The sequence below is a fragment of the Saccharopolyspora flava genome, from assembly GCF_900116135.1.
GTDB lineage: Bacteria > Actinomycetota > Actinomycetes > Mycobacteriales > Pseudonocardiaceae > Saccharopolyspora > Saccharopolyspora flava.
Genome location: NZ_FOZX01000008.1, coordinates 99,592 through 120,685 on the forward strand (window position 1 = coordinate 99,592; position 21,094 = coordinate 120,685).

At 69.4% G+C, this 21,094-nt stretch carries 18 protein-coding genes and 2 tRNA genes; 5 read left to right on the top strand and 15 right to left on the bottom strand.

The window, feature by feature from the left end; genetic code table 11:
- Positions 1–167: 167 nt before the first annotated feature.
- The 3 genes from BM424_RS21260 to BM424_RS21265 form a co-directional block, all read right to left on the bottom strand.
- Positions 168–242 (bottom strand) — tRNA-Ile (locus BM424_RS21260).
- A gap of 163 nt (positions 243–405) precedes the next feature.
- Positions 406–669 carry a hypothetical protein gene (locus tag BM424_RS28520; protein WP_139274126.1) on the bottom strand — a complete coding sequence of 88 codons (264 nt, stop codon included), beginning with the start codon at positions 667–669 and terminating at the stop codon, positions 406–408.
- A gap of 145 nt (positions 670–814) precedes the next feature.
- On the bottom strand, positions 815–1,021 hold the full coding sequence (locus BM424_RS21265) for a hypothetical protein (RefSeq protein ID WP_093420920.1): 207 nt from the start codon (positions 1,019–1,021) through the stop codon (positions 815–817).
- 702 nt (positions 1,022–1,723) lie between these two features.
- On the opposite strand from BM424_RS21265, the gene BM424_RS21270 reads away from it, so the two are divergent.
- A complete protein-coding gene (locus BM424_RS21270; protein ID WP_245776023.1) occupies positions 1,724–2,566 on the top strand; it encodes an SAM-dependent methyltransferase in 843 nt (280 codons plus the stop codon).
- Positions 2,567–2,696: 130 nt separating this feature from the next.
- Entirely contained in the window at positions 2,697–3,842 is a 1,146-nt protein-coding gene (locus BM424_RS21275; RefSeq protein ID WP_245776024.1) for a magnesium and cobalt transport protein CorA, read from the top strand.
- Positions 3,843–3,929: 87 nt separating this feature from the next.
- Here BM424_RS21275 and BM424_RS21280 read toward each other — a convergent pair whose 3' ends face one another.
- The 6 genes from BM424_RS21280 to BM424_RS29555 all read right to left on the bottom strand — a co-directional run bounded on the left by BM424_RS21280 (position 3,930) and on the right by BM424_RS29555 (position 13,803).
- On the bottom strand, positions 3,930–6,179 hold the full coding sequence (locus tag BM424_RS21280) for an ADP-ribosylglycohydrolase family protein (protein ID WP_139274127.1): 2,250 nt from the start codon (positions 6,177–6,179) through the stop codon (positions 3,930–3,932).
- A 2-nt stretch (positions 6,180–6,181) separates the two neighbouring features.
- Positions 6,182–11,605, bottom strand: coding sequence for a WXG100-like domain-containing protein (locus BM424_RS21285; protein WP_093420928.1), 5,424 nt, complete (start codon positions 11,603–11,605; stop codon positions 6,182–6,184).
- 2 nt (positions 11,606–11,607) lie between these two features.
- Positions 11,608–11,922 carry a WXG100 family type VII secretion target gene (locus tag BM424_RS21290; RefSeq protein ID WP_093420931.1) on the bottom strand — a complete coding sequence of 105 codons (315 nt, stop codon included), beginning with the start codon at positions 11,920–11,922 and terminating at the stop codon, positions 11,608–11,610.
- Positions 11,919–12,470 carry a YbaB/EbfC family nucleoid-associated protein gene (locus BM424_RS21295; RefSeq protein ID WP_175548204.1) on the bottom strand — a complete coding sequence of 184 codons (552 nt, stop codon included), beginning with the start codon at positions 12,468–12,470 and terminating at the stop codon, positions 11,919–11,921. The genes BM424_RS21290 and BM424_RS21295 overlap by 4 nt, the downstream gene beginning before the upstream one ends.
- A gap of 117 nt (positions 12,471–12,587) precedes the next feature.
- The gene (locus BM424_RS21300; protein WP_093420933.1) at positions 12,588–13,157 is read right to left on the bottom strand and encodes a thymidine kinase; all 570 of its coding nucleotides are present in this window, start codon (positions 13,155–13,157) and stop codon (positions 12,588–12,590) included.
- A gap of 169 nt (positions 13,158–13,326) precedes the next feature.
- The gene (locus BM424_RS29555; protein WP_245776042.1) at positions 13,327–13,803 is read right to left on the bottom strand and encodes a GNAT family N-acetyltransferase; all 477 of its coding nucleotides are present in this window, start codon (positions 13,801–13,803) and stop codon (positions 13,327–13,329) included.
- On the opposite strand from BM424_RS29555, the gene BM424_RS29560 reads away from it, so the two are divergent.
- On the top strand, positions 13,732–14,052 hold the full coding sequence (locus tag BM424_RS29560; RefSeq protein ID WP_245776046.1) for a hypothetical protein: 321 nt from the start codon (positions 13,732–13,734) through the stop codon (positions 14,050–14,052). The two genes, BM424_RS29555 and BM424_RS29560, sit on opposite strands and share 72 nt — an antisense overlap.
- Before the next feature lie 120 nt (positions 14,053–14,172).
- Positions 14,173–14,685 (top strand): DUF6346 domain-containing protein, encoded by a 513-nt coding sequence (locus tag BM424_RS21310; protein WP_139274128.1) that lies wholly within the window; start codon positions 14,173–14,175, stop codon positions 14,683–14,685.
- A gap of 121 nt (positions 14,686–14,806) precedes the next feature.
- On the opposite strand, the gene BM424_RS21315 is transcribed toward BM424_RS21310, so the two are convergent.
- The 4 genes from BM424_RS21315 to dnaG form a co-directional block, all read right to left on the bottom strand.
- Positions 14,807–14,879 (bottom strand) — tRNA-Asn (locus BM424_RS21315).
- A 113-nt stretch (positions 14,880–14,992) separates the two neighbouring features.
- On the bottom strand, positions 14,993–15,754 hold the full coding sequence (locus BM424_RS21320; RefSeq protein WP_093420941.1) for a trans-aconitate 2-methyltransferase: 762 nt from the start codon (positions 15,752–15,754) through the stop codon (positions 14,993–14,995).
- A gap of 80 nt (positions 15,755–15,834) precedes the next feature.
- On the bottom strand, positions 15,835–16,362 hold the full coding sequence (locus BM424_RS21325) for a hypothetical protein (RefSeq protein WP_342742641.1): 528 nt from the start codon (positions 16,360–16,362) through the stop codon (positions 15,835–15,837).
- On the bottom strand, positions 16,359–18,251 hold the full coding sequence (gene dnaG / locus BM424_RS21330) for a DNA primase (RefSeq protein ID WP_093420943.1): 1,893 nt from the start codon (positions 18,249–18,251) through the stop codon (positions 16,359–16,361). Before dnaG ends, BM424_RS21325 begins: the two co-directional genes overlap by 4 nt.
- 69 nt (positions 18,252–18,320) lie before the next feature.
- Here dnaG and BM424_RS21335 point away from each other — a divergent pair, with 69 nt between their 5' ends.
- A complete protein-coding gene (locus BM424_RS21335) occupies positions 18,321–19,208 on the top strand; it encodes a sigma-70 family RNA polymerase sigma factor (protein WP_093420946.1) in 888 nt (295 codons plus the stop codon).
- 26 nt (positions 19,209–19,234) lie between these two features.
- On the opposite strand, the gene BM424_RS21340 is transcribed toward BM424_RS21335, so the two are convergent.
- Both BM424_RS21340 and BM424_RS21345 read right to left on the bottom strand, forming a co-directional pair.
- Complete coding sequence (locus tag BM424_RS21340; protein ID WP_093420949.1) at positions 19,235–19,801, bottom strand: carboxymuconolactone decarboxylase family protein; 567 nt, start codon at positions 19,799–19,801, stop codon at positions 19,235–19,237.
- 90 nt (positions 19,802–19,891) lie between these two features.
- Entirely contained in the window at positions 19,892–20,980 is a 1,089-nt protein-coding gene (locus tag BM424_RS21345) for a serpin family protein (RefSeq protein WP_093420951.1), read from the bottom strand.
- Positions 20,981–21,094: the final 114 nt, after the last annotated feature.

Consider the following 21,094-nt stretch of genomic DNA (forward strand, 5'->3'; position numbering starts at 1 on the left):
CGTCCGTCGATCACGCAAGACGTGTACACGGACAAGCGCGGGCTCTCGAGAAGCTGCGGATATCCTCGATGCCGCGTGCAGATCAGAGTGATCTGAGGTTTTGTGCACGTAAAGTGCACGCTGCCCGCTGGAAAGATCGCAGAATCACATTCTGACCAGCGTAAATGTGGGGCAGGTGGGACTTGAACCCACGACCTGACGGATTATGAGTCCGCTGCTCTGACCAGCTGAGCTACTGCCCCGTGGGGTGCTCGGTATCGGCGATCGTATCGAGGGTGTGACGGAGCGGGGTCGCCGGGTGTTCCGGCCGGACGGCCCATCGGGGTGTTGGTCGGAACGGTGGAAACCGCAGCGCACGGGTGTTGCGTCGGCTGGTCTACCGATCTTGGCGAGCGGAGTCTTCGATCATCGCTCGGGTGGTTCGATCACGGGCTGTTCGCACAGGTGAGCGCGTTGTTCTTCGCTTCCGAGAGCGCGGGGGCCGAGTGCCGCGGCGCATTGCGGAAATCCTGCCGGATCGGCATATTCCGCGGGCGCGTGCCGGTTTCCGGAATCGTGCGGGAATTGCCGAAGATCTTCGCGGCCGCTCAGCGTGGACGGTGCTCCCGGGGCGCCCGGGCAGGCGAGCAGGGCCACGGCGAGGACAGTGGTCGCGATCGGTCTGCTCATCACCTGCACCTCCGCCTGCGGCACTTTCCGGGACGCCCGAGTATCGGGGCCGCTCCCCCGTCCCGCGACCGCAGTGATCGGCGCCGGGCATGACGAAGGCCCGGCGCCTGTGGGGGACGCCGGGCCTTCGGGAAGGTGTCGGTCTTCAGCCCAGCAGGCGGAAGACGTCGAACGCCCCGGACAGTTGACCGATGATCGCGATGGTGGCCATCAGCGCCCCGATGGCGGCCACCGTCAGCACCGACATGATGATCAAGTACACGACTGCCTTGATCGGTTTCGGCAGCTTGCTGACCGAAGTGAGGTCCGGCAGCGTGATGTGCGGTTCCTTGCCGATCCCTGGTGCGGACATCTGACTCCCCCGTTCTGTGTCAGTCCCCTCGAACGACCACCTGCATTCGAGGGACGGAGCGCAACGGCGAACCGTTGCGCCAATTCGCATCACGAATTCGTCTCGGTCGGAAATCGATCGAATCAGCCGGCGAGGTCGGGCCCTGAAGCGGCTGCGCGCCACCGGGCTCGGTACGAATCATCCGCACCGGAACCGTCGGCCGCGCGCCGAGCAGGGGCGACATCGCACATTTCGACCCTGGATCGTTATCCGGCCGGCGGTCCGCAGCGTGCGGACGGGCGATGCTGGTCGACCGGGACGCCCCCACGCTGGAACATCGCCGGTCGCACCAAGATTCTCACATCGACCGTCCTCGATGCTCGTCCGGGTCGGCGCGCGGCGGAACCGCCGATCGGGCCTCGATGATCCGTTTCGGATGCGTTGCGCTTCGGAATCGATCAAAGCGGGTCGAATGCGAATTCGAAGTGAACGATTCGTCGATTTCGGGCCCCGGATCGACCGGCGAGCACGCCGCGCCAGTCCCCCGACGAGGTATTTCGTTCCCCACGGTAACTGAATGGAATCAACCCGATGGGTGCATGACCGGACACCCGTTCGGTGGCAGACTACGGCCTCAGTTCAGCGTGACGTGATCGACACGGTCCGTCATGGAAGTACGGGTACCGCGAAGGGGTAGAAACCGTGAGTCAGTCGAGGGCGGATATGTTCGCGCCGGAAGGCGTGGACCTGGAGCACCCCAACGTCGCCCGGGTCTACGACTACTACCTCGGTGGCAAGGCCAACTACGCGGTCGACCGGGTCTTCGGCGAGAAGGCGCTGGAGCGCTACCCGTTCGTCGCGGCCGCCGCCAAAGCCAACCGGCTCTTCCTGCACCGCGTGGTGCGCTACCTCAGCAAGCAGGGCATCCGGCAGTTCATCGACATCGGCTCGGGCGTGCCGACGATGGGCAGCACCCACCAGGTCGCCGACGAGATCGTCGACGACGCTAGCGTGGTCTACGTCGACAACGAGCCGGTCGCCGTGGCGCACTCGCGCATCCTGCTGGAGCAGGAGGACGTCACCGATCAGCACACCGTGCTGCACGCCGATCTTCGCGAACCCGACCGGTTGTGGAAGCAGATCGAGGAGAGCGGTGTCATCGACATCGAGCAGCCGGTGGCGTTACTGCTGCTCGCCGTGCTGCACGTGACCCAGCCCGGTCACGACGGCACCGACATCGGCCCGCAGTCCGTCGCCCGGTTCCGCGAGCTGCTGCCCCAGGGCTCCTACCTGGTGATCACCCACGGCACCGCCGACGACGTGCCGGACAGCCGCAAGCAGGAGATGGCCGACTTCGGCAAGATGTACGACAAGTCGGCGACGCCGGTGATCTGGCGTCCGCAGGCCGAGATCGAGGAGCTGTTCGGCGACTACGAGCTGGTGGATCCGGGCTGCACCTGGACCCCGCTGTGGCACCCGGAGGAATCCGGCGAGAACGCGCCCGTGGTCGAGTTCGACAGCCCCAACGACTCCGTGGTCTGGGCGGGAGTCGCACGCAAGCCCTGATCGACGCCACGCGAAGCCGCCGTGACCTGCCCGGTCCCGGCGGCTTCGGCGGTTCCGGGGCCAGCGCGCCGCCGTCACCGCTGGGTACGCTCGACCCGATCGCCTGCCCCGACGACCTCGGGAGGTCCCCGTGCCGGAATGGCGCCCTCGCCCGCTGCGCAGGCGCGGCAGCAAACCCGAGCCGGTGACCCGTCAGGACGCGGCGCCCGAGCACTCGATGGACCCGCGCGCCCGGGACGAGCGCCCGCTGGCGGACCGGCCGCTGATCGACACCGCGATCTACCGCGACGGCGTCCGCATCGCCACCCCGCCCAGCCTCGGCGAGACCTACCGGCAGCTGCCCGGCGCGGACGGCGCGATGGCCTGGATCGGCCTCTACCGGCCGGCCGAGGAGGAGCTGCTGGCCGCCGCGGAGGAGTTCGACCTGCACAAGCTGGCCGTCGAGGACGCGATCGTCGCCCACCAGCGGCCCAAGATCGAGCGCTACGGCGACACGCTGTTCGTGGTGCTGCGCGCGGCCACCTACCTCGACGACGTCGAGGAGGTCAGCTTCGGCGAGCTGCACCTGTTCATCGGCCCGAACTTCGTGCTGACCGTGCGGCACGGGCAGGCCCCCGACCTGTCGGTGGTGCGGCGGCGGATGGAGGCCGATCCGGAGCTGCTGCGACGCGGCCCGGAAGCCGTGCTCTACGCGGTGCTCGACCACGTCGTGGACGGCTACGCACCGGTCATCGCGGGCCTGCAGAACGACATCGACGAGATCGAGACCGAGGTGTTCGGCGCTGACCCGCACGTGTCGCGGCGCATCTACGAGCTCTCCCGCGAGGTCATCGAGTTCCAGCGCGCCACCCGGCCGCTGCTGTCGATCCTGCGCAGCCTGGAGGCCGGGTTCGAGAAGTACGAGATCGACGAGGAGCTGCAGCGCTACCTGCGCGACGTCGCCGACCACGCCACGACCGTCGCCGAGCGCGTCGACGGCTTCCGGCAGATGCTCGACAACATCCTCACCGTCAACGCCACGCTGGTCACCCAGGCGCAGAACGAGGAGATGAAGCGCATGACCGAGGCCAGCTACGCGCAGAACGAGGAGATCAAGCGGATCTCCTCGTGGGCGGCGATCCTGTTCGCCCCGACCCTGATCGGCACGGTCTACGGGATGAACTTCGACATCATCCCGGAGCTGCACTGGACGCTGGGCTACCCGTTCGCGATCGTGCTCATGCTCGCGGTCTGCCTGAGCCTCTACGCGATCTTCAAACGCCGAAACTGGCTCTGACCTGGGATGACGAAGTTTTCATGAAAACTGCACCCTCCCCAGGTGGGGTGACAGTTTTCATGAAAACTGTCACCCACCCAGATCGCGTCACCAGGCCGGGTAGCGGAGGTTCCAGTCCTTTTCGTTGATCCGGTGGGGGTTGCGGATGGCGAAGTGCCAGTAGGCGTGGTCGGCGAGTTCTTCGAGGAGGTCGCGGGTGTCCAACGCGTCGACCCACTTGCTGGGGAGGCCGGCGACGCCGAGTCGGGCTCCGAGGACGGCGCCCGCGAGAGCGCCGGTGAGGGCGCTGTTGCCGGAGTGGTTGACCGCGCCCTTCAGCGCCATTTCCGGGTCGTACTCGCGGCGGGCCGCGGCGAACACGGCGCGTCCGAGCACCGAGAGGGTGTCCGTGCCGTTGCCGATTCCTTCGACCAGGTCGATGTCGTAGACGAAGTACTGCTTCCAGCGCTGGTTGACGTCCTGAATCGTCTCGGCGGCCGCGGCCTCGCCCGAGGTCTTGGCCTGGAGGTTCTCCTCGATCACCTGTCGGAGATCGAGCCAGATCGGATTGGGGACGGTCTCCTTGCGGAACATGCGCTGGAACAGCAAGCGGAGCGCGTACGTGGCGCCGTCGTCGACCCCGGTCCGGTTGAATCCCCCAGATGCGGCGAGATCCGTCTCGGCGACCGCGCCCGGCAGCGCCCAGATCAGCTGCAGCGGACCGGTCAGCGTGCTCTGGGCCGGGTCGGCGACCGCCGCGCGCACCACCTCGATCAGCTGCGGTGACGCACCGCGGTGGACGTGCATCTCGGGCACGCGCAGCAGCCAGCCGTCCGGTTGCGGGTGGTCCCCCGCCAGCGGACCGGCGGCCTGCTGCCACGGCATCCCCTGCGTGACCAGCCAGCGGGCGAACGCCGAGCGCATCACCTCAGGGCTCAGCACGTCGCCCCGCTTGGCCCCGCGCACCGCGCCTTCGGTGATGAACATCAGCCACTGCGTGAGCCAGCCGCTCTGGACGGGGCGCTCGAAAACCGTCTGCATGTCCGGGATTCCGTGCGGGCCGTAGCGCTGCTGGATCTGCGGCCAGGTCAAGCCGTCGACCGCCGCGCCCAGCGCCTCCCCCAGCGCGAACCCGACGTAGGCGCCGACCACGGAGTGCCAGGACTTGACGGGATCACTGCCGCCCACGTGCGGGACCTTGCCGAAGAAGTCGACCAGCGGACGCACCCGGCCGATCGGGTCGTGCCGCACCACCAGGCCGTTCGCGCGCAGGTCCGCAGGCCATTCCTGCCCGGAGATGTCGTCGGCCGCCCGCCCCTCCTGGGACCAGGTGGTGCGAGGGACGTTGTACGACACCCAGGCCCGGCCGAGCAGGTGCCTCTCCTGCTCCTCCGGTGTCATCCCATGACCGCTGGCGCGGGCCTCCACGATCGCCTTGGGCGTGATGGACGGAGGGTGCTCCAGTCCGAAGCGCTGCTGGAGCTCGGTCCGCTTCGCCTCCCACGCGTCGGAGAGCCCGGGTTCCTCCTCGAACACGACCTCACCCGGCTTGATGCCCTCAGTGACGCTCTTCATCACCGTGTGGGGCTGCCGCATGTGCTCGTAGACCTCGGTGAGCTCAGAGCCCTTGATCGTCATGGACGGCCACGACTGGGAATTGATCGCCAAACCCGACCCCGGATAGCGGTCGGCGAAGGTGGCGATCGTCATCCGCCACCACGTCGTGGCCTGAGGCATGTGCCGCGGCGAGCTGTAGCCGTTCATGACCAGCCGCTGCTCCGGCGGCGAATCCGGCTCGCCCGGGATCAAGATGTCGCAACGCATCATGCCGAACACGACGTTGCGATGCGGCAAATGCTTGAGCGCGACGTAGTTCAGCAGCTTCTCGAGGTGGTTCGCCGGCTTGGGCAACCCTGCGCGCTGAGGGCCCGGCTTGTATTCCGGATTGACCTTGTCCTCGGTCGTCCCATCTGGATGCGTGATCTTCCAGCCCGCGACCTTGTTCTTCGGCACACCCATGCCGAAGAACCCGTCCGCCTTGTACTCCGGATCGATGATCTCCGACCGCCGCGGCTCACCCGGCCAGGTCAGCGGGGTCGAAAAACCGGGGTACGGCGTGGTGTTCACCAGCCGCAGCTCACCATCGGGTTCGGTGACCACGCACATCGGGAACGGGACGATCGCCTCAAGGTGGTTTCCCGTGTCGACCGCTTCGGTCGTGTTGAAGGGAACGCGCCAGCCCTCTGCGCTGAGGCGGACACCGTCCGGCTCGACCTTGCGGCCACCGGGCACGCCGATCTCCAGCCCCTGCGCACGCAGCCACCGCTCGACGAGTTCGATCGCCTCGGCCTTCTCCACGATCAGCGCGTCCTTCCCGATCCGTCGTTGCGTTCCTGCGTGCCGTTCAACCAGCGGGTTCCCTCCGGAGTCGGGTTCCACGCCCCGCCCTCGAAGGTACCGAGGACGAGCTCCGAGCCGTCGGAGCCGTCGGTGTAGATCTCGGCTCTGCCGACGAACTCGTCGTCGCGCATCTCGTCGGCGTCGAAGGGGATCCCGACCCCGCTCGGATCGGATGCCTCGTAGCGCAGCCGGAGCGCGGAACCCGGAAGTTCGTCGAGCGCACCCCCGCCCAGGTCGACCACGGCGTCCTTGCGGAAGAAGACCTGCCGTCCGTCGTCGGGCAGCAACGTCGTCGGCTCGTGGTTGCCCAGGTACAGGGCCGCCACGTCACGCGGAATCGCGATCTCCCGGTTGTGCGTGACCGAACCGACCTCGTGCGAGCGCCCTTCGTGGTTCGACGAGGCAGCGCCGCCCTTGCCCTGAGCGGGGAACCCGGCACCGCCCACGGGAGCGCTGGAGCCGCCGGACGCCAGGCCTGGCTGGTTTCCTCCGGCAGCCGGGGCGGATTCGGTTCCACCGGTCCCGCTGCTCCCGCCCGGAGCCATTCCACTCGGCGCACCGGGCGCAGCACCTCCGGCAGGGGTGGTCGGTTGCTGACCGGAGGAACCGCCCGTCGAACCGGTGCTCGCCGGGCCGTCGATCGAGCTCTGCGCATCAGCACCGGTGGACGCGTTCATCGACGGGATCGAGCCGGTCCGCGAGGAGTCAACCGGCGGCGGTCCCGCAGCGAGGTCACCGAGGTTCAGCTCCCCGGTCATCGACCGGTTGAAAGCACTGGCGCCAGGTGGGAACGAGCCTGCACCCGCACCACCAGGACCGGAGGCCGAACCGGCACCGGAGCCGGCAGTTCCGGGCGCATCCGGCATCGAGCCGGAAGGCTGGGTGCCGGGGTGCGATGGGTCCGTCGGTTCGACCGTGGGAACGATCCGTTCATCGGCGAATGGCCCCGGGGCGAAGTCGTCCTCCTGCTCCGGAACCGTGCGGAGCGGGTTCACGTGTTGCCCCAGCCACGGGCCGTCCTGACGCCATGACCGCTCAGCTGCCGGGGAGTCCGAATCCTCCTCGGTGTTCGAGTCGCTCTCGTCCTCATCCGGTTCCACTCCGCGCTGAGGTTCCGCCGTCGTGTCGTCTGCCGAGAGCGGTGGCTCCTCCTCGGCACGCGCTTCAGCTTCCGGTTCCTCACTCCGATCGGGCTTGGCTTGAACCGGCGTGAGGTTGTCGGCAGCGGCTGCACTCGTGTCGCTGGTTCCCGGTGTCTCCGGGTTCTCGGAACCGAAGGGCAGCAAGGACAACATCTTCGGCGGATAGGGCAGGTTCATCAGGTGCCCGCTCTGCGGGTCGATGAAGGCAACGCCGTCCGGCGTGTTCGTCACGATCGCGACGTGCGCCGCGGTCACGGGGTCTCCGTCCGGGGTGGCCGGAGGGATCTCGTAGGAGACGTACACCGAGGCGTGCGAGCCGACGGGCTGCTGGCTCATCCGGTGGATGACGCTGTCGTAGCTGCGGTGGGGCTCCCACTGGGAGTTCAGCTCCCCGGCCATCCAGCCGATCCGGTCTTCCTTCGGGAGGTCGTCCGGAAGAACCGATTCCACGGGTTCGTCGATGCCCAGCAGCCGCTTCGCGTAGTTCACCACGCACTTCGAGCAGTTCGTCTGCCAGCCTCGATCCCAGGCCTCGGGCGTGTAGAAGTTCGGGTTGACCTTCGGCAGCTCGGGGTGGTTCGCGGCCACGTAGGACATCCCGTGCTGCACCTGCGCGGTGCCGCTGTGGATCGCCGGAAGGGTCGTGACCGGCGGCGTCGCGTTGGACAGCACCTCCCAGTCCGGGGTTCCGTCGTCCTTCGTCGGCAATGGCGGGACCTGGTCGTCGCCCGGCTGGAGGTGCTGCGCGTCGCCCGGCTGCGGCAGGACCTCACCGTCGTGGGTCTGCACGCCCGGCTCCGGCGTGTCCTCACCGTCGAGCATCGATCTGATGGACGGCTTGTCGGCATCCTTCGTGGACTGCGTTTCGTCGGAGCGCTTTTCACCGTCCGTTGTGGAGCGACCCGCGTCGGCTCCACCGGAAGTGGTGGAGTCCGTTGTGCTCTCACCGCTGAGCGCCCGGTCGATGTGATCACCGCGCAGCGCGCCGACCATCAACTCCTCGCCGAAGCTCCGGCGCTGGCGCTCGGTGACCCTGCTCGAGGCCTCCTCCTGGCTCAGGTAGCGGGGATCGCCGGGAACGATCTCCTCGGCCTTGATCACCCACTTCTGGAGCTCGTTGTTGTGCTTGTCGAAGTAGGTCACCAGCTCCTTGCTGTGGACGTAGAGCTGGGACATCGGCATCAGCGCCGCCTCGCGCTCGCCCACCTGACTGGCCAGGCCCTGCAGTATTCGCGCCGTTTTCGAGTCGACCTGCAGCTCGAAGTCACTCACGTAGTCGGATCCCGACTTGGTGTCGGTGTCCATCGACATGCTGGTGATCGAGGGCTCGACCGTGACCTCACCCGGCACGTAGTGCGCAGCGGCGAGTTCCGCTGCCCTCACGTCGCCGAGGCTCATGCCGCGCACCGCCCGGCCTTCGAACCGCGGCTGCTCGTTCATGCCCGAGACGATGGCTCTGAGCTGGTGCCGCTGTGTCTCGCTCATCGTCCCGAAGCGGGTCGCCGCGTTGAGGGGCCCGAAGACGTCGTGCGCGGTGTAGGAGTGAACGGCCAGCGCACCGCTCTTGCTCACCGACCGCAGCTCCGGGTTCGCCGCGAAGCGTTCGTTGACGACCTGCGCCATCGCGGCACGGCGAGTGCGGTCGGATCCATCTTCCATCCGCCCCGCGCTCAACGAGGCCTCGTGGGCGTCGACGGACTCCTTCGGGGCGCGGTAGTTCGGATCCAGGCAGAAGTCGAGGCTCTGGTCCTTGGCCAGCGGGGACAGCCGCTCAGGCCGTGCGCCGTGCTGCTCGTTCAGATCAGACCAGTCGAACGGGCCTCCGTCGTAGGTGTCGGCAGGAGTGGAGAGCTCCGCAGGCTCGTTCGAGTCGTCGTTCTGATCCTCGTCCGCGTGCTGCGAATCCTCGGGAGTCGTCCGAGTTTCCTCGGTGTCGCGCTCCTCGGTGGAGCGCTCCTCGGAGCTGTCCGCCTTGTCGTCGTGCGGTGCGGTCGTGTCGCTCTCGCGCCCGGTGTTCTCCGGAAGCTCACCGGTGTTCTCGGCCAGGTCCGACTCGGGAGCGTCCTGCTGCGCGGGTTGCTCCGGCGGTGTCTCCGGACGCGCTTCACGCGTCGGCTGGGAGCTCGGCCGCGGATCGGCAACCGGCCCGGACTGCGGCGACAGACTCCCCCGCATCGCGCCTTGGTGCGGCGGCATCGGTCCCGGCGCGGCCGGACGGCCTTGCGGCGGAGCAGAATTCGGCGGCTGCGGCGGCTGCGGACCCCGACTGCGGGGGTCGGCCGGCGGCGCGCTGAACTGCTGTCGTCCCTGGTGGGGCGGCTGGGCGAACGCCTGCGGCGGGCCCTGACGCGGGGGCCCTGCTTGGCGGGGCGGGCCCTGTTGCGGAGCGGGCGGCGGCATCGGGCCGCGCGGGCCCGGCTGAGGCGCACCGTGGTTCGGCGCGGGGTTCTGGGGTGGCCCGTACAGCGGTGGCTGGTGGGCCGGTGCCTGCTGGAATCCCTGCTGCTGGGTCGGACGCGGGTTTTCCGGGCGGGCGACGGGCTGTCCGGTCCCGTTCGGCTGACCGTACTGCGGGTGCTGCGGCGGAGCGCTGTGCTGCGCGGGCCCGGTGTGCTGCGGTCCCGGCGCGACCGCCTGGGGCGGGAGCTGGCCGCGCTGAGCGAAGTTGCCCTGCTGCGGAGGCCCCTGCTGGGCGTAGCCCTGCTGCTGGTTCGGGTGGAACGACGGCTGCTGCGCGGGCATACCGGTCGGACCGAACCCGGCGGCTCGCGGCCCCGCTCCCATCGGTGGCTGGCCCGGCCCCGGGCCCTGGGGAGGTGCCTGCATTCCGAAGCTGCCCGGTTGCTGGCCCGGTTGCGGGGTGGCTTGGCCGCTGGAGTGCTGGGCTGCGGCACCGGGCATCGCCGAGCCGACACCGGCGGAACCCGTTGTGGCACCGGCGGTTTCGGGACGCTCGGCGGTCACAGCGCCGGACGCCGTCGTCGCCGCGGGCTCGTTGCTCTCGGACGTGCTCGACGAGCCTTCGGACGTCGAAACCCCGCCCGAGCCAACCGAATCCGATCCGCTCGACACCGCCTCGCCCCCACCGGAGGAGTGCTCGGCCGCACCGCTGGAACCGGAATCCGTTGTGCCAGCACCGGAATCGGCCGGGCTCAGCGATGCACCGGAGTCCGCAGGGGGAGCCGCCGACGTCTCCGGCGAGCTCGCGGTCTCGGCCGCCGATCCGGCGGAGTCGGCCACCGTGCTCGCCGATTCCGCTGCGCTGCGGGCGCCGGCCGCTTCGGAGAAGCCGTCCTTGGCTCCTCCGGTTCCGCCGTCGACGGCGCCGCTGGAGGCGCCCATCAGCACGTCGCTCGCGGACAGGTCGCCGAGCTGGCCCGTCATCGCGGCTTCGCCGACGCTGCCGAGCGCGCCTTCGGACGCGCCTCGGGCCGCGTGGCCGAGGACGCTGCTGGACGCGGCTTCACCGGCGGCTCCGCTGACGGCCTTCCCGCTGACCAGGTGACCCGCGATGCCTCCGGCGACACCGCCGACGGCGGAGTCCTTGGTCTTGCCGAAGTCCCAGGAGTCGCGGTCGCCCTTGGCCATCTGCAGGCCCTGGATGCCGGCGTCGAGCGCGACCTCCGAGCCGACGTTCATGGCGACGGTCTTGCCCAGGTTGCCGAGCGCCTGCTTGCTGATCAGCTTCTGCAGGCCCTCCTTGAGGACCTTCTCCAGCGCTTCGCGGACGACCTTCTTGACGCCCTGCTGCGCCAGCTTCTGCACCAGCTGCCGGAAGATCATCTGCACCGCGGCGCGGGTGGCCAGCTGCGCGGGCACCACACCGGCCGTGGAGGCGCCGAAGCTCACGAACGCCGCGGCGATCATCGCGGCGATCTGGATCGCCAGCATGATCAGCGACGCGATGATCATGTACTTGGTGTACTCGATGTCCAGCGCGGTCTTGTCGCACGCTTCGGCGAGACCGTTGCAGGACTCCTCCAGCGAGCTGAACACCGCGCCGTCACCGGAGGTGAACTTCTTCCAGGTCTCGTCGAACTTCTGCGCGGCCTCGCCCTCCCAGGACGCGAGCACCTCGCGGGCGGCGGCGTTGCCGGCGTCCATCGCGCCGGGCAACGCCTGCGCGGCCTGCTTCCAGGCCTCGCTCAGCTCGCGCAGCTTGTCCTCGTCGCCCTCGGGCCAGCTCTCGCCGACGACGATCGGCAGCAGCCACTTGACCTCGTCGGGGATCTCCAGCCCCACGATCAGCTCCCCGCGCCCGAGATGTTGCCGGCTTCGCCCCGGTCGACCGATTCGAAGTCGTTGGCCGCGCCCTCGACCTGTCCGCGCAGGTTGTGCAGGGCTTCCTGGACGGCCGACAGCGCCTCGGTCATCCCGTCGGCGCCGGGCACGTAGTCCTTGGCGAACGCCTGGCCGGACTCGTCGTTGCCCCAGCACGGGCCCTGCGCCTGCAGGGTCTGCTGCAGCCGGTCGAGGATCTGCTCCACCTCGTCGGCGGCCCCGTCGAACTTCGCCGCACCGCCGCGAACGCGGTCCGGCTCCATGCGCGCGCCGGTCATCGGCCTTGACCTCCCACGAGCCAGCTGTCGGGCGCGTCGTCATCGGGGTCGTCGTCGACCGGGCGACGACGGGGCAGGCGGGACTGCGGCGCGCTCTCCAGCCGCGGCGGCTGCGCGGGCGCGGACGGTTCGGAGAGGTCCGGCATCTCGGGCAGCAGCCCCTTGAGCGACGGGGCGCCGTCGATGAGGTCCGGGAGGTCGGGCAGGTCTTCGGTCACCGGCGCGACCAGGTCGGCCATCTGCTTCTTGACCTGCGCGCTCGCGGCGTGAACGGTCTCGCGGACGGTTCGGGCGAGCTGCTTCGGATCAGTGCGCTGGAAGTTCTTCGACGCGAATTCGAGCTCGGTGATGGTGCCGGTGGCGTCCACGGTGGCCGTGACCAGCCCGTCCGGGGAGGTCACCGTCGCCGTCGCGGACGAGGCGGCGGACTGCGCCTGCTCCAGCAGAGCGGTCTGCTGGTGGAACTTGTCGAGCAGCCCGTTGACCTGCTCCTTGATCGCCGCGTTGCGCGCCTGCAGCGTCGCCCGGTCGTCGTCGGCCCCCGTCACCTGCGCCCCTCGTCCGTCTCCTCGCTCAGCCCGGCCGCGAGGCACCTTATCGGTCGTGCCGGGAGCTCGTGTGCGGTTTGGACCGGAGTCACCCACCACGTGAGACGACGGTCTCGATCAGCCCAGCGTGCCGACCTTGGCGAGATAGCAGGTGCCGCACATGGATTCGTAGCCAACGTCACCTTCGATGGCGACCTGGCTGCCGTCCTGGGTGAACTCGCCGTCGACGGTGCGCGCGTTGAGCGTCGCCTTGCGACCGCAGCGGCAGATCGTCTTGAGCTCCTCGATGGAGTGCGCGAGCTCCATCAGCCGCAGGCTCCCCGGGAACCCGCGAGTGCGGAAGTCGCTGCGCAGCCCGTAGGCGATCACCGGGACGCCGTCGAGCACCGCCAGCCGGAACAGGTCCTCCACCTGCTCACCGGTGAGGAACTGCGCCTCGTCGACCAGCACGCAATCCGGCCGCCCAGCGGCGAGCACGACGTCCCGCACGGCCGTTCCGGCGTCGGCGACCAGGTCGACGTCCTGGGTCACGTTGATCCGCGACAGCACCACCGGGCTCTTGGTGTCGATCTCCGGCTTCACCACGAAGACCTGCTGACCGCGTTCCCGGTAGTTGTGCGCGACCTGGATCAACGCGGTCGACTTGCCGGAGTTCATCGCCCCGTACCGGAAGTAGAGCTTCGCCACGACCGAACACAGTAGCGACCCCCGACCACCACCCCACACCCAGCCACAACCGTGAACAGCGACGGCCTTGTTCGCGGTTGTGGCCACAACGGCAAACAAGGCACCGGAAAACGTGATCCAGCTCATATAACTCGAGTTATGATAACTGGAGTTATACAAGTGAAGGCTGTCAAAGTTCCCGCGAGTAGCAGACTTCCGTCAGGGGTGGGCTGCCCGCGATGCTGTCGATCTTGCTCACGTCGTCCGGAACCCACCCTGCCCGCTCGTAGAAGCGCCGGGCACGCACGTTTCCGACCAGGACCCACACGACCGCACGCCGGTAGCCGTCCCGCCGCAGGACGATGAGCGCCTCATCGTGCAACCGCCGACCAAGTCCCCGCCCCCACTGGGCGGGATCGAGGTAGAGGCTCCGCACTGGGGCGATCTGGAGCGCCCGGGACGTGCCGCGACTGTCTGGCGACGTGCGCAGAACACCTTCACCAGCAAGGTGCTGGGTCCTCACTTCGAGGATCTCTGCCGTCAATGGGCTCGCTGGTACGCGGCGCCCGAGACCTGCGGAGGACACCCGACTCGGGTGGTCAACGGCACGATCAACGACCCCGCTGCCAAGAAGGGGCACGAGGTCGATCTCGCCGTCTTCGGCCACGACGCGGACGACCGGGAAACCCTGCTCGCCATCGGCGAAGCCAAGTGGAACGAACCGATGGGACTCTCGCACCTCCGGCGTCTTCAAGAGATCCGCGATGTGCTGGAACGACGCGACATCACCAAGAGCGGTGCAACCCGGCTCCTGTGCTTCAGCGGCGCGGGCTTCTCCGACGACCTCCGCCGAGCCGCCGACGACGCGCCCGAAGTCGAGCTCATCGACCTCAACCGCCTCTACCACGGCGAGTGACTGTTCGGTGTTCGGTAAATACCGAACACCGAACACGCCCGTAGGGATGAAGATCAGGCTCGCCCGTCGGGTACGAAACTGGCAGCAGCAGACAATGCAGGCGGAGAAGGAGGCGGGCGCGTGACCAAGGTGAAGCGAGCACAGCAGGATCCGGCTCATGTTCGTCTCATCTTGGCTGCGGTGTGCTTGGCGATCGGGTTGTTCTTCGGCGCGCTCGGCGTGATCGCTCTCGTAGGTAGCGGGGCGACCGCGTCGGACGTCGACGGCGGGAAGCAGCGGTCGGGCACCGCCGTCCCGGTGAAGTGCTGGTCGGACGGTCCGCTGTTCCTGAACTTCTGGGAGAAGTGCGATCTCCAGGTGCGATGGCAGGACGGCTCGACGAGCACCGCGGTCAGCGTCGAGACCGACTTCTCCGGCGACGACGTCGGGCAGCGGTTTCCCGTCGTGCAGAACCTCCCCGACGGCGGGCACCGGCCCACGACGATGACCGTGGTGCGCGACGTCGAACGCCCCTGGGCCTGGCTCGGGTGGGTGGCGATCTTCCCGCTCGGCCTCGTCGGCGCGCTGTTCGCCGTCGCTGCACTCGTGTTCGCCTGGCCTCGCTTCGGCGGTGCGGGCAAGCGCAAGAAGTGACGTGATCTCGTGGGTGGTGGGGAAGTTTTCATGAAAACTTCCCCACCACCCACGATCAGGTGAACGTGGGGTCTCACCCCCGGCGCATGAAAAAGCCCAGGCCTTGGGCCTGGGCTTTGCGCTCCTCCGACTGGACTCGAACCAGTAACCCTTCGGTTAACAGCCGAATGCTCTGCCGATTGAGCTACGGAGGAATGTTCTCTTGTCGTCGGCGCTCTGTCGCGCTGACGGGAACTACTTTAGCGGATGCCCGAAAGGCCTTTCACGGCACCCCCCACATTAGCTCCAACGGACGGGTTCGCGCAGGTCAGGAGCGGTGCGCGACGACGAAGACGCGGCGGAACGGGAACCAGGTGACTCCGTCGGGGCGTTGCGGATAGGCGTCCGAAAGGCGATTCGACAACTCGGTCCGGAACTCGGTCCACTCCTCGTCGTCCAATGCCGCGCGGACCGGGCGCAGCGCGGTTCCGGTCACCCACTCCAGCACCGGGTTGTCGCCGCGCAGCGGGTGCACGTACGTCGTCTCCCAGGCGTCGACCTCCAGGTCCGGGTCGGCGAGCTCGTCGGCGTACTCCAGCGGGCCGCGCACCACGTCGTCGTGCCTGAGCACGCCGTCGAGCTTGCCGCGCCAGCGCGGTTCGGACGCCAGTTCCCGGATCAGCGCGTGCGAGGGGGCGTTGTAGTTGCCGGGCACCTGGAAGGCGAACCAGGCGCCGCCGGGCAGCTCCGGCAGCCAGCGGTGCAGCAGCTCGACGTGGTCGGGCACCCACTGCAGGACCGCGTTGCACAGCACCACGTCGGTGTCGGGCTGCGGCTTCCAGTCGCGGACGTCCTCGATCTGCGCGGGCACGCCGCGCTCGCGGGCCGCGGCGACCATCTCCTCCGAGGAGTCCAGGGCCTCCAGCTCGGCGCGCGGCCAGCGGCCGGTGAGCAGCGCGGTCAGGTTCCCCGCCCCGCAGCCGAGATCGACGACGCGGCGCGGGCTGTCGGCGCGCACTCTGGCGATCAGGTCGAAAGCCGGGCGATCGCGCTGATCGCTGAAGGACAGGTACTTGCCCGGATCCCACATGCCGCCACCTCCGATAGCAGTACGCTCGTACTGTATACGGACCGCGCGGTGCCGTCGAGGATGTTTCGAGGTGGAACGACTCAGGCCGGCAAGTCGCGGGACTCGCGCAACCGCTCCACCAGCGCGCCCACCAGCCGGTCGAGCGCCTTCTCGTCGGTGCCCGGATCGGGGCGGACCTGCAGCTCGATGCCGTTGCGGCCCGGGACCTTGCGCTGGATGAACCACGCACCGCCGCCCGGCAGCTCCCGGTGGTGGCGAGTGCGGATCGAGCGCGTGACGCGCTCGTGGACCACGTCCGGCAGCCGCGACTCACCGCTCAGCGCGAGCCGGCGCGGCGCCAGGTCGCGCAGGAACACCGCGCCGTCGATCCGCCTGGCCTCCTCGGCCTCGGTCAGGGTGAGGACGTCGCCGCCCCAGGTGGCCTTGCTGACCAGGTGCCAGCCGACCCGCCGTCCCTCCGGCAGCCACAGGCCGAGGTGGGTGGCCACCACCGAACCCTCCGCGCACGGAGCGACGGACAGGACCTGCTCGTCGGCGTCGAGGCTGCCCGGGAAGTCCTCCGGGACCTCGGCGGTTCCACCTAACTTCGCCAGCAGCCTCTTGATCACAGCGTGGTTCCCATCGCCTGCTCGAGCAGTGCCTTGCGATAGCCCTCCAAGGCGACCATGTCGCCGAACAGGGCGTTGTACTCCTCGGCGTCCTCCAGCGGCGACATCCGCTGCACCTTGGACTTGATGTCCGCGATCTGCCTGCTGACCAGGCGTTCCTGCAACCGGGCGATGATCGCTTCCACGTAGCGCGGGTCGTCCTCGGTGGTCCACTCCAGGACCTCGACCGCCAGCTGGGTGCACAGCCGCGCACCGATCTGGCTCTCGCACTGCTGCGAGACCGCGTCGACCAGCGCGGCACCGCTCAGGCCCGACGCCGTGCCCCCGGCGGCCAGCAGCGCCTTCTGCAGCTCGGCGTAGGCGGGCTCGGTGAAGGCCTCGGCGGGCAGCGAGTCGTAGAGCGGACCGGCCAGCGCCGGGACCTGCAGGGCCGCCTTGATCGCCTCCCGCTGCAGCCAGCGCGGATCGTGCCGCGGCGGCTTCGGCGGCAGCTCCATCTCCATGCCCAGCGACTGCTGGTTGTCGTCGCGACGCGGGCGGCGCTGCTTGCGGACCGGGGCGCCGGAGCTCTCCCGGACCCGCTTGACCACCTGGTTCTCGTCGTTCCAGCCCGCCCACCAGGCGAGCTTGGCCGCGTAGCCGTCGCGGCTGGCGGGGTCCTTGATCTGGGCGACCAGCGGCACGGTGCGCTTGAGCGCGGCGACGCGGCCGTCCACCGAATCCAGGTCGTAGTCGGTGAGCAGGCTGCGGATCGCGAACTCGAACAGCGGCCTGCGGCGGGCCACCAGATCGCGCACCGCGGCGTCGCCCTGCGACTCGCGCAGCTCGCACGGGTCCATGTTGTTCGGGGTGATCGCCACGTAGGTCTGGCCGGCGAACTGCTGCTCGCCCTCGAAGGCCTTCATCGCGGCCTTCTGCCCCGCCTCGTCGCCGTCGAAGGTGAAGATGACCTCGCCGCGGAAGGCGTCGTCGTCCATCATCAGCCGCCGCAGCACCGAGATGTGCTCGTCGCCGAACGCGGTTCCGCAGGAGGCGACCGCGGTGGGCACGCCCGCCAGGTGCATGGCCATCACGTCGGTGTAGCCCTCGACGACCACCGCCTGGCGGCGCTTGGCGATCTCCCGCTTGGCCAGGTCGATGCCGAACAGCACCTGCGACTTGTTGAAGATCGGGGTGGCGGAGGTGTTGACGTACTTGGCCTCGATCGGGTCGTCGTCGAAGATCCGCCGCGCGCCGAAACCGACCACGTCACCGCCGAGATCCTTCAGCGGCCACAGCAGCCTGCGGTGGAACCGGTCCATCGGGCCGCGCCGGCCTTCGCGGGAGAGCCCGCACTTGATGAGCTCTTCGACCTCGAAACCCTTGGACAGCAACAGCTTCGTGAGCTTGTCCCAGCCGCTGGGCGCGAACCCGCAGCCGAAGCGCTGGGCGGCGGCCTCGTCGAAACCGCGCGTGGTCAGGTACTCGCGGGCCGGCTGGGCCTCCGGCGAGCGCAGCTGCTCGGCGTAGAACTCGGCGGCGATGCGGTGGGCCTCGACCATGCGGGACCGGCTGCCCCGGTCGCGCTTGGGGCCGGGCGCGCCGCCCTCGTACTGGAGCTGGAGGCCGACCCTGTCGGCCAGCCGCTCCACCGACTCCACGAAGCCGAGGTGCTCGATCTTCATGATGAAGGCGATGACGTCGCCGCCCTCGCCGCAGCCGAAGCAGTGGAAGGTGCCGTGGCTGGGGCGCACGTTGAACGACGGCGTCTTCTCGTCGTGGAACGGGCACAGGCCCTTCTGCGCGCCACCACCGGCGTGGCGCAGCGCGACGTACTCGCCGACGACGTCGTCGATCCGGTTGCGATCGCGCACCTCGGCGATGTCGCTCTCCCGGATCCTGCCTGCCACGTCACCCAGTCTAGGGCCAAGGCGTTCGATCACGACCGGGTGGCCGCCCCGTGCGGCAGAATCCTTCGCGTGAATCCGGACACCAGCACCCTCGCCACCGAGTTCGACCGGCACCGCAACCGCCTGATCGGGCTGGGCTACCGGTTGACCGGGCGGATCACCGACGCCGAGGACGCGGTGCAGGACGCGTGGCTGCGACTCGCCGACACCGACCCGGCCGAGATCCGCGACCTCGGCGCCTGGCTGACCACCGTGGTGAGCCGGTTGTGCCTGGACCGGATGCGCTCGGCGGCGGTGCGACGGGAGAGCTACGTCGGGCCGTGGCTGCCGGAACCGCTGGTGAGCGCGGTGGATTCGGATCCGGGCGACATCGTGGCCGGGCAGGACGACCTGCGGATGGCGGCGATGCGGGTGCTGCACGAGCTGCCGCCGGACCAGCGACTCGCGCTGGTGCTGCACGACGGTTTCGAGGTGCCCTTCGCCGAGATCGCCGAGGTGCTGGGCTGCAGCGCGCCGACCGCGCGCCAGCACGCCTCGCGGGCGCGCCGGGCTATGGCCGACGCGGCCCCGCCGGAGCGGGTGCCGCTGCCGGAGCAGCAGCGGGTGCTGGAGGAGTTCCTGACCGCGGTGGCGGCCGCGGACCTGCCCGCCCTCACCCGGCTGCTGCACCCGGCCGCCGCCGTCTACGGCGACAGCGGCGGCAAGGCCCGCACCGCGCGACGTCCCGTCCACGGTGCCGAGAAGGTCGCGCGGTTCGCCGTCGGGCTCATCGAGAAGTACGGCACCGAACTGGTCACCTCGGGCCGCCCGGTGCTGGTCAACGGGGACTTGGGGCTGCTGTTACCGGGCACGCCCGACGCCGGGCCCCGGGTGTTCTCGCTGGCCGTCCGCGACGGCCGAACGGCCGAGCTCTTCGACATCGTCAACCCCGACAAGCTCACCCACGTCGAGTTCTAGAGGTGCCGAGCAACGCGACCGAAGCCCTACGGCATCGGGACCTTGCAGGCTTCTCCGCTGGTGAATCCCTGGGCGGTGAGGCCGAGGGCGTGGTTGAAGCGGGTGCGCTGGTTCTCCACGGAGATCATGTGGGTCAGCTCGACCATGCCCTTGTGGCCGAGGCGCCGGTCGAGTTCGGCGACCTGCTCGTCGGTGACTTGCATGGGCTGCTCGGTCATGGCGTCGGCGTAGGCGAGGACGAGCTTCTCCAGCTCGGAGTAGGCCTCCGAGTCGCGGTAGTCGTCGATGTGCTTGAGCCGTTCGACGTCGAGGCCCTCGTTGCGCTGCAGCATCACGCCGAAGTCGACGCACCACGAGCAGCCGATCTTGGTGGACACCTTGTAGATCGCCAGGTCGCGCAGGTTCGCGGGCAGCGAGGTCGCGGCCTTCTCCACCGCCATCTCCGACACGCCGACGGCCATGAGCAGTCCCGGGTGGTGGGCGACCACCGTCAGCGGGTCCAGCACCGCGCCGTAGCGGCGCCGGGAGAACTTGTAGGTGAGCCTGGTCAGCAGGTTCGCTTCGCTGGTGGGCACTGCCGGAATGCGCGGCATCTGCTCGCTCCCTCCTCGTCACCCCGGCTCTCGGGGTTCGTCACCGGAGTGACGAGACGGGATCGCGAAGCGTGACAGCGCCGGCCCGGATCAGCTCGGGTCGGTGATGCGGGCCAGGAAGTAGAGCGCGCCGCTGTCGCGGTGGCGGACCAGGAACAGGAACGGGCGGTCGAACTCGACGCGGATCGGGTCGGGTTCGCGGACGACAGCGGTCAACCGCATCATCATCGCCGTCGCCGCCGCGCCTTCCAGGCCCGCTTCGTCGACGTCGAGGACCGCCTCGTGCAGGACCTCCGAGACCCGCAGCGACCGGTCGGTGAGCGGGGTGAAGTCGGCGGCGGGGGTGAACAGGTCGTGCACGCCCAGCGCACCGAGGGGTTCGGTGAGCTCGGCGCCGCCGCTGACCTTGAAGCGCGGCAGCAGGAGTTCGACCTTGCGCTGCTCCATCGCCCCGAGCAGGCCGGACAGCCGCGCGGCGTCGAGCTGCGCTTCCGCGGTGGCCAGGTCGGCGTCGGGCAGCAGCGCGATCGCCTCCACTCCCCCGGCAGCCGGGATCCCGACGGCCTGCCACCCGTCGGCGGCGGCGTGGCCGAGGGTCCGCGAGGCCGTCATGGTCGGCACCTCGCGGTCGCCGTCGGGCGCGTGGAACGGGCGCTGGGTGGTCTTGGCCTGCTCGAAGGCCTCCTTCCAGGAGACCTTCAGGTACAGCGCGTTGACCAGGGCCGCGACGGTCTGCGGGTGCACCGAGCCGCTGGGCAGCAGCTCGGGGATGAGGTCGCGGGTGGTCTCGGCGACGTCGGCGTTGATGAGCTTGCGGGCGGCCTCCGGGTCGTCCCGGAACGGGGCGTTGCGCACCGCGCTGCCCGGCCAGTCGCCCAGCGCCAGCCGGTAGGAGTCCTCGATGGGCAGCTCGGCGTGCGCCCAGAGGGTGTTGGCCACGGCCAGCACCGGCTGCTCCCCGGAGGCCGCGGTGAGCTGCGCGGACGCGCCGAGCAGCTCCAGCAGGGCCGCCGGTTCGTCGCGCAGCGCGGTGACCAGCTCCTGCCTGGTGCGGCCGCCGGTGGCGGTGGCGGCGAGCCCGAGCGCGCTGCTCACCGAGTACGGCGACCAGCAGAAGGTCTTGGTCGGCGGCGGAGCCAGGCGCTCGTGCAGGGCCAGGGCGAAGTCGAGGTGAGTCACGTCCGCAGGGCTCCGTTCCGCGTCGAGGAGGCTCGGGCTTGATCCCGAGTCTGCCAGAGCGCGGAGGCCGGACCGGCCTGCGAACGCCGCCGGTTTCTAGCCGGATTTCCCGTT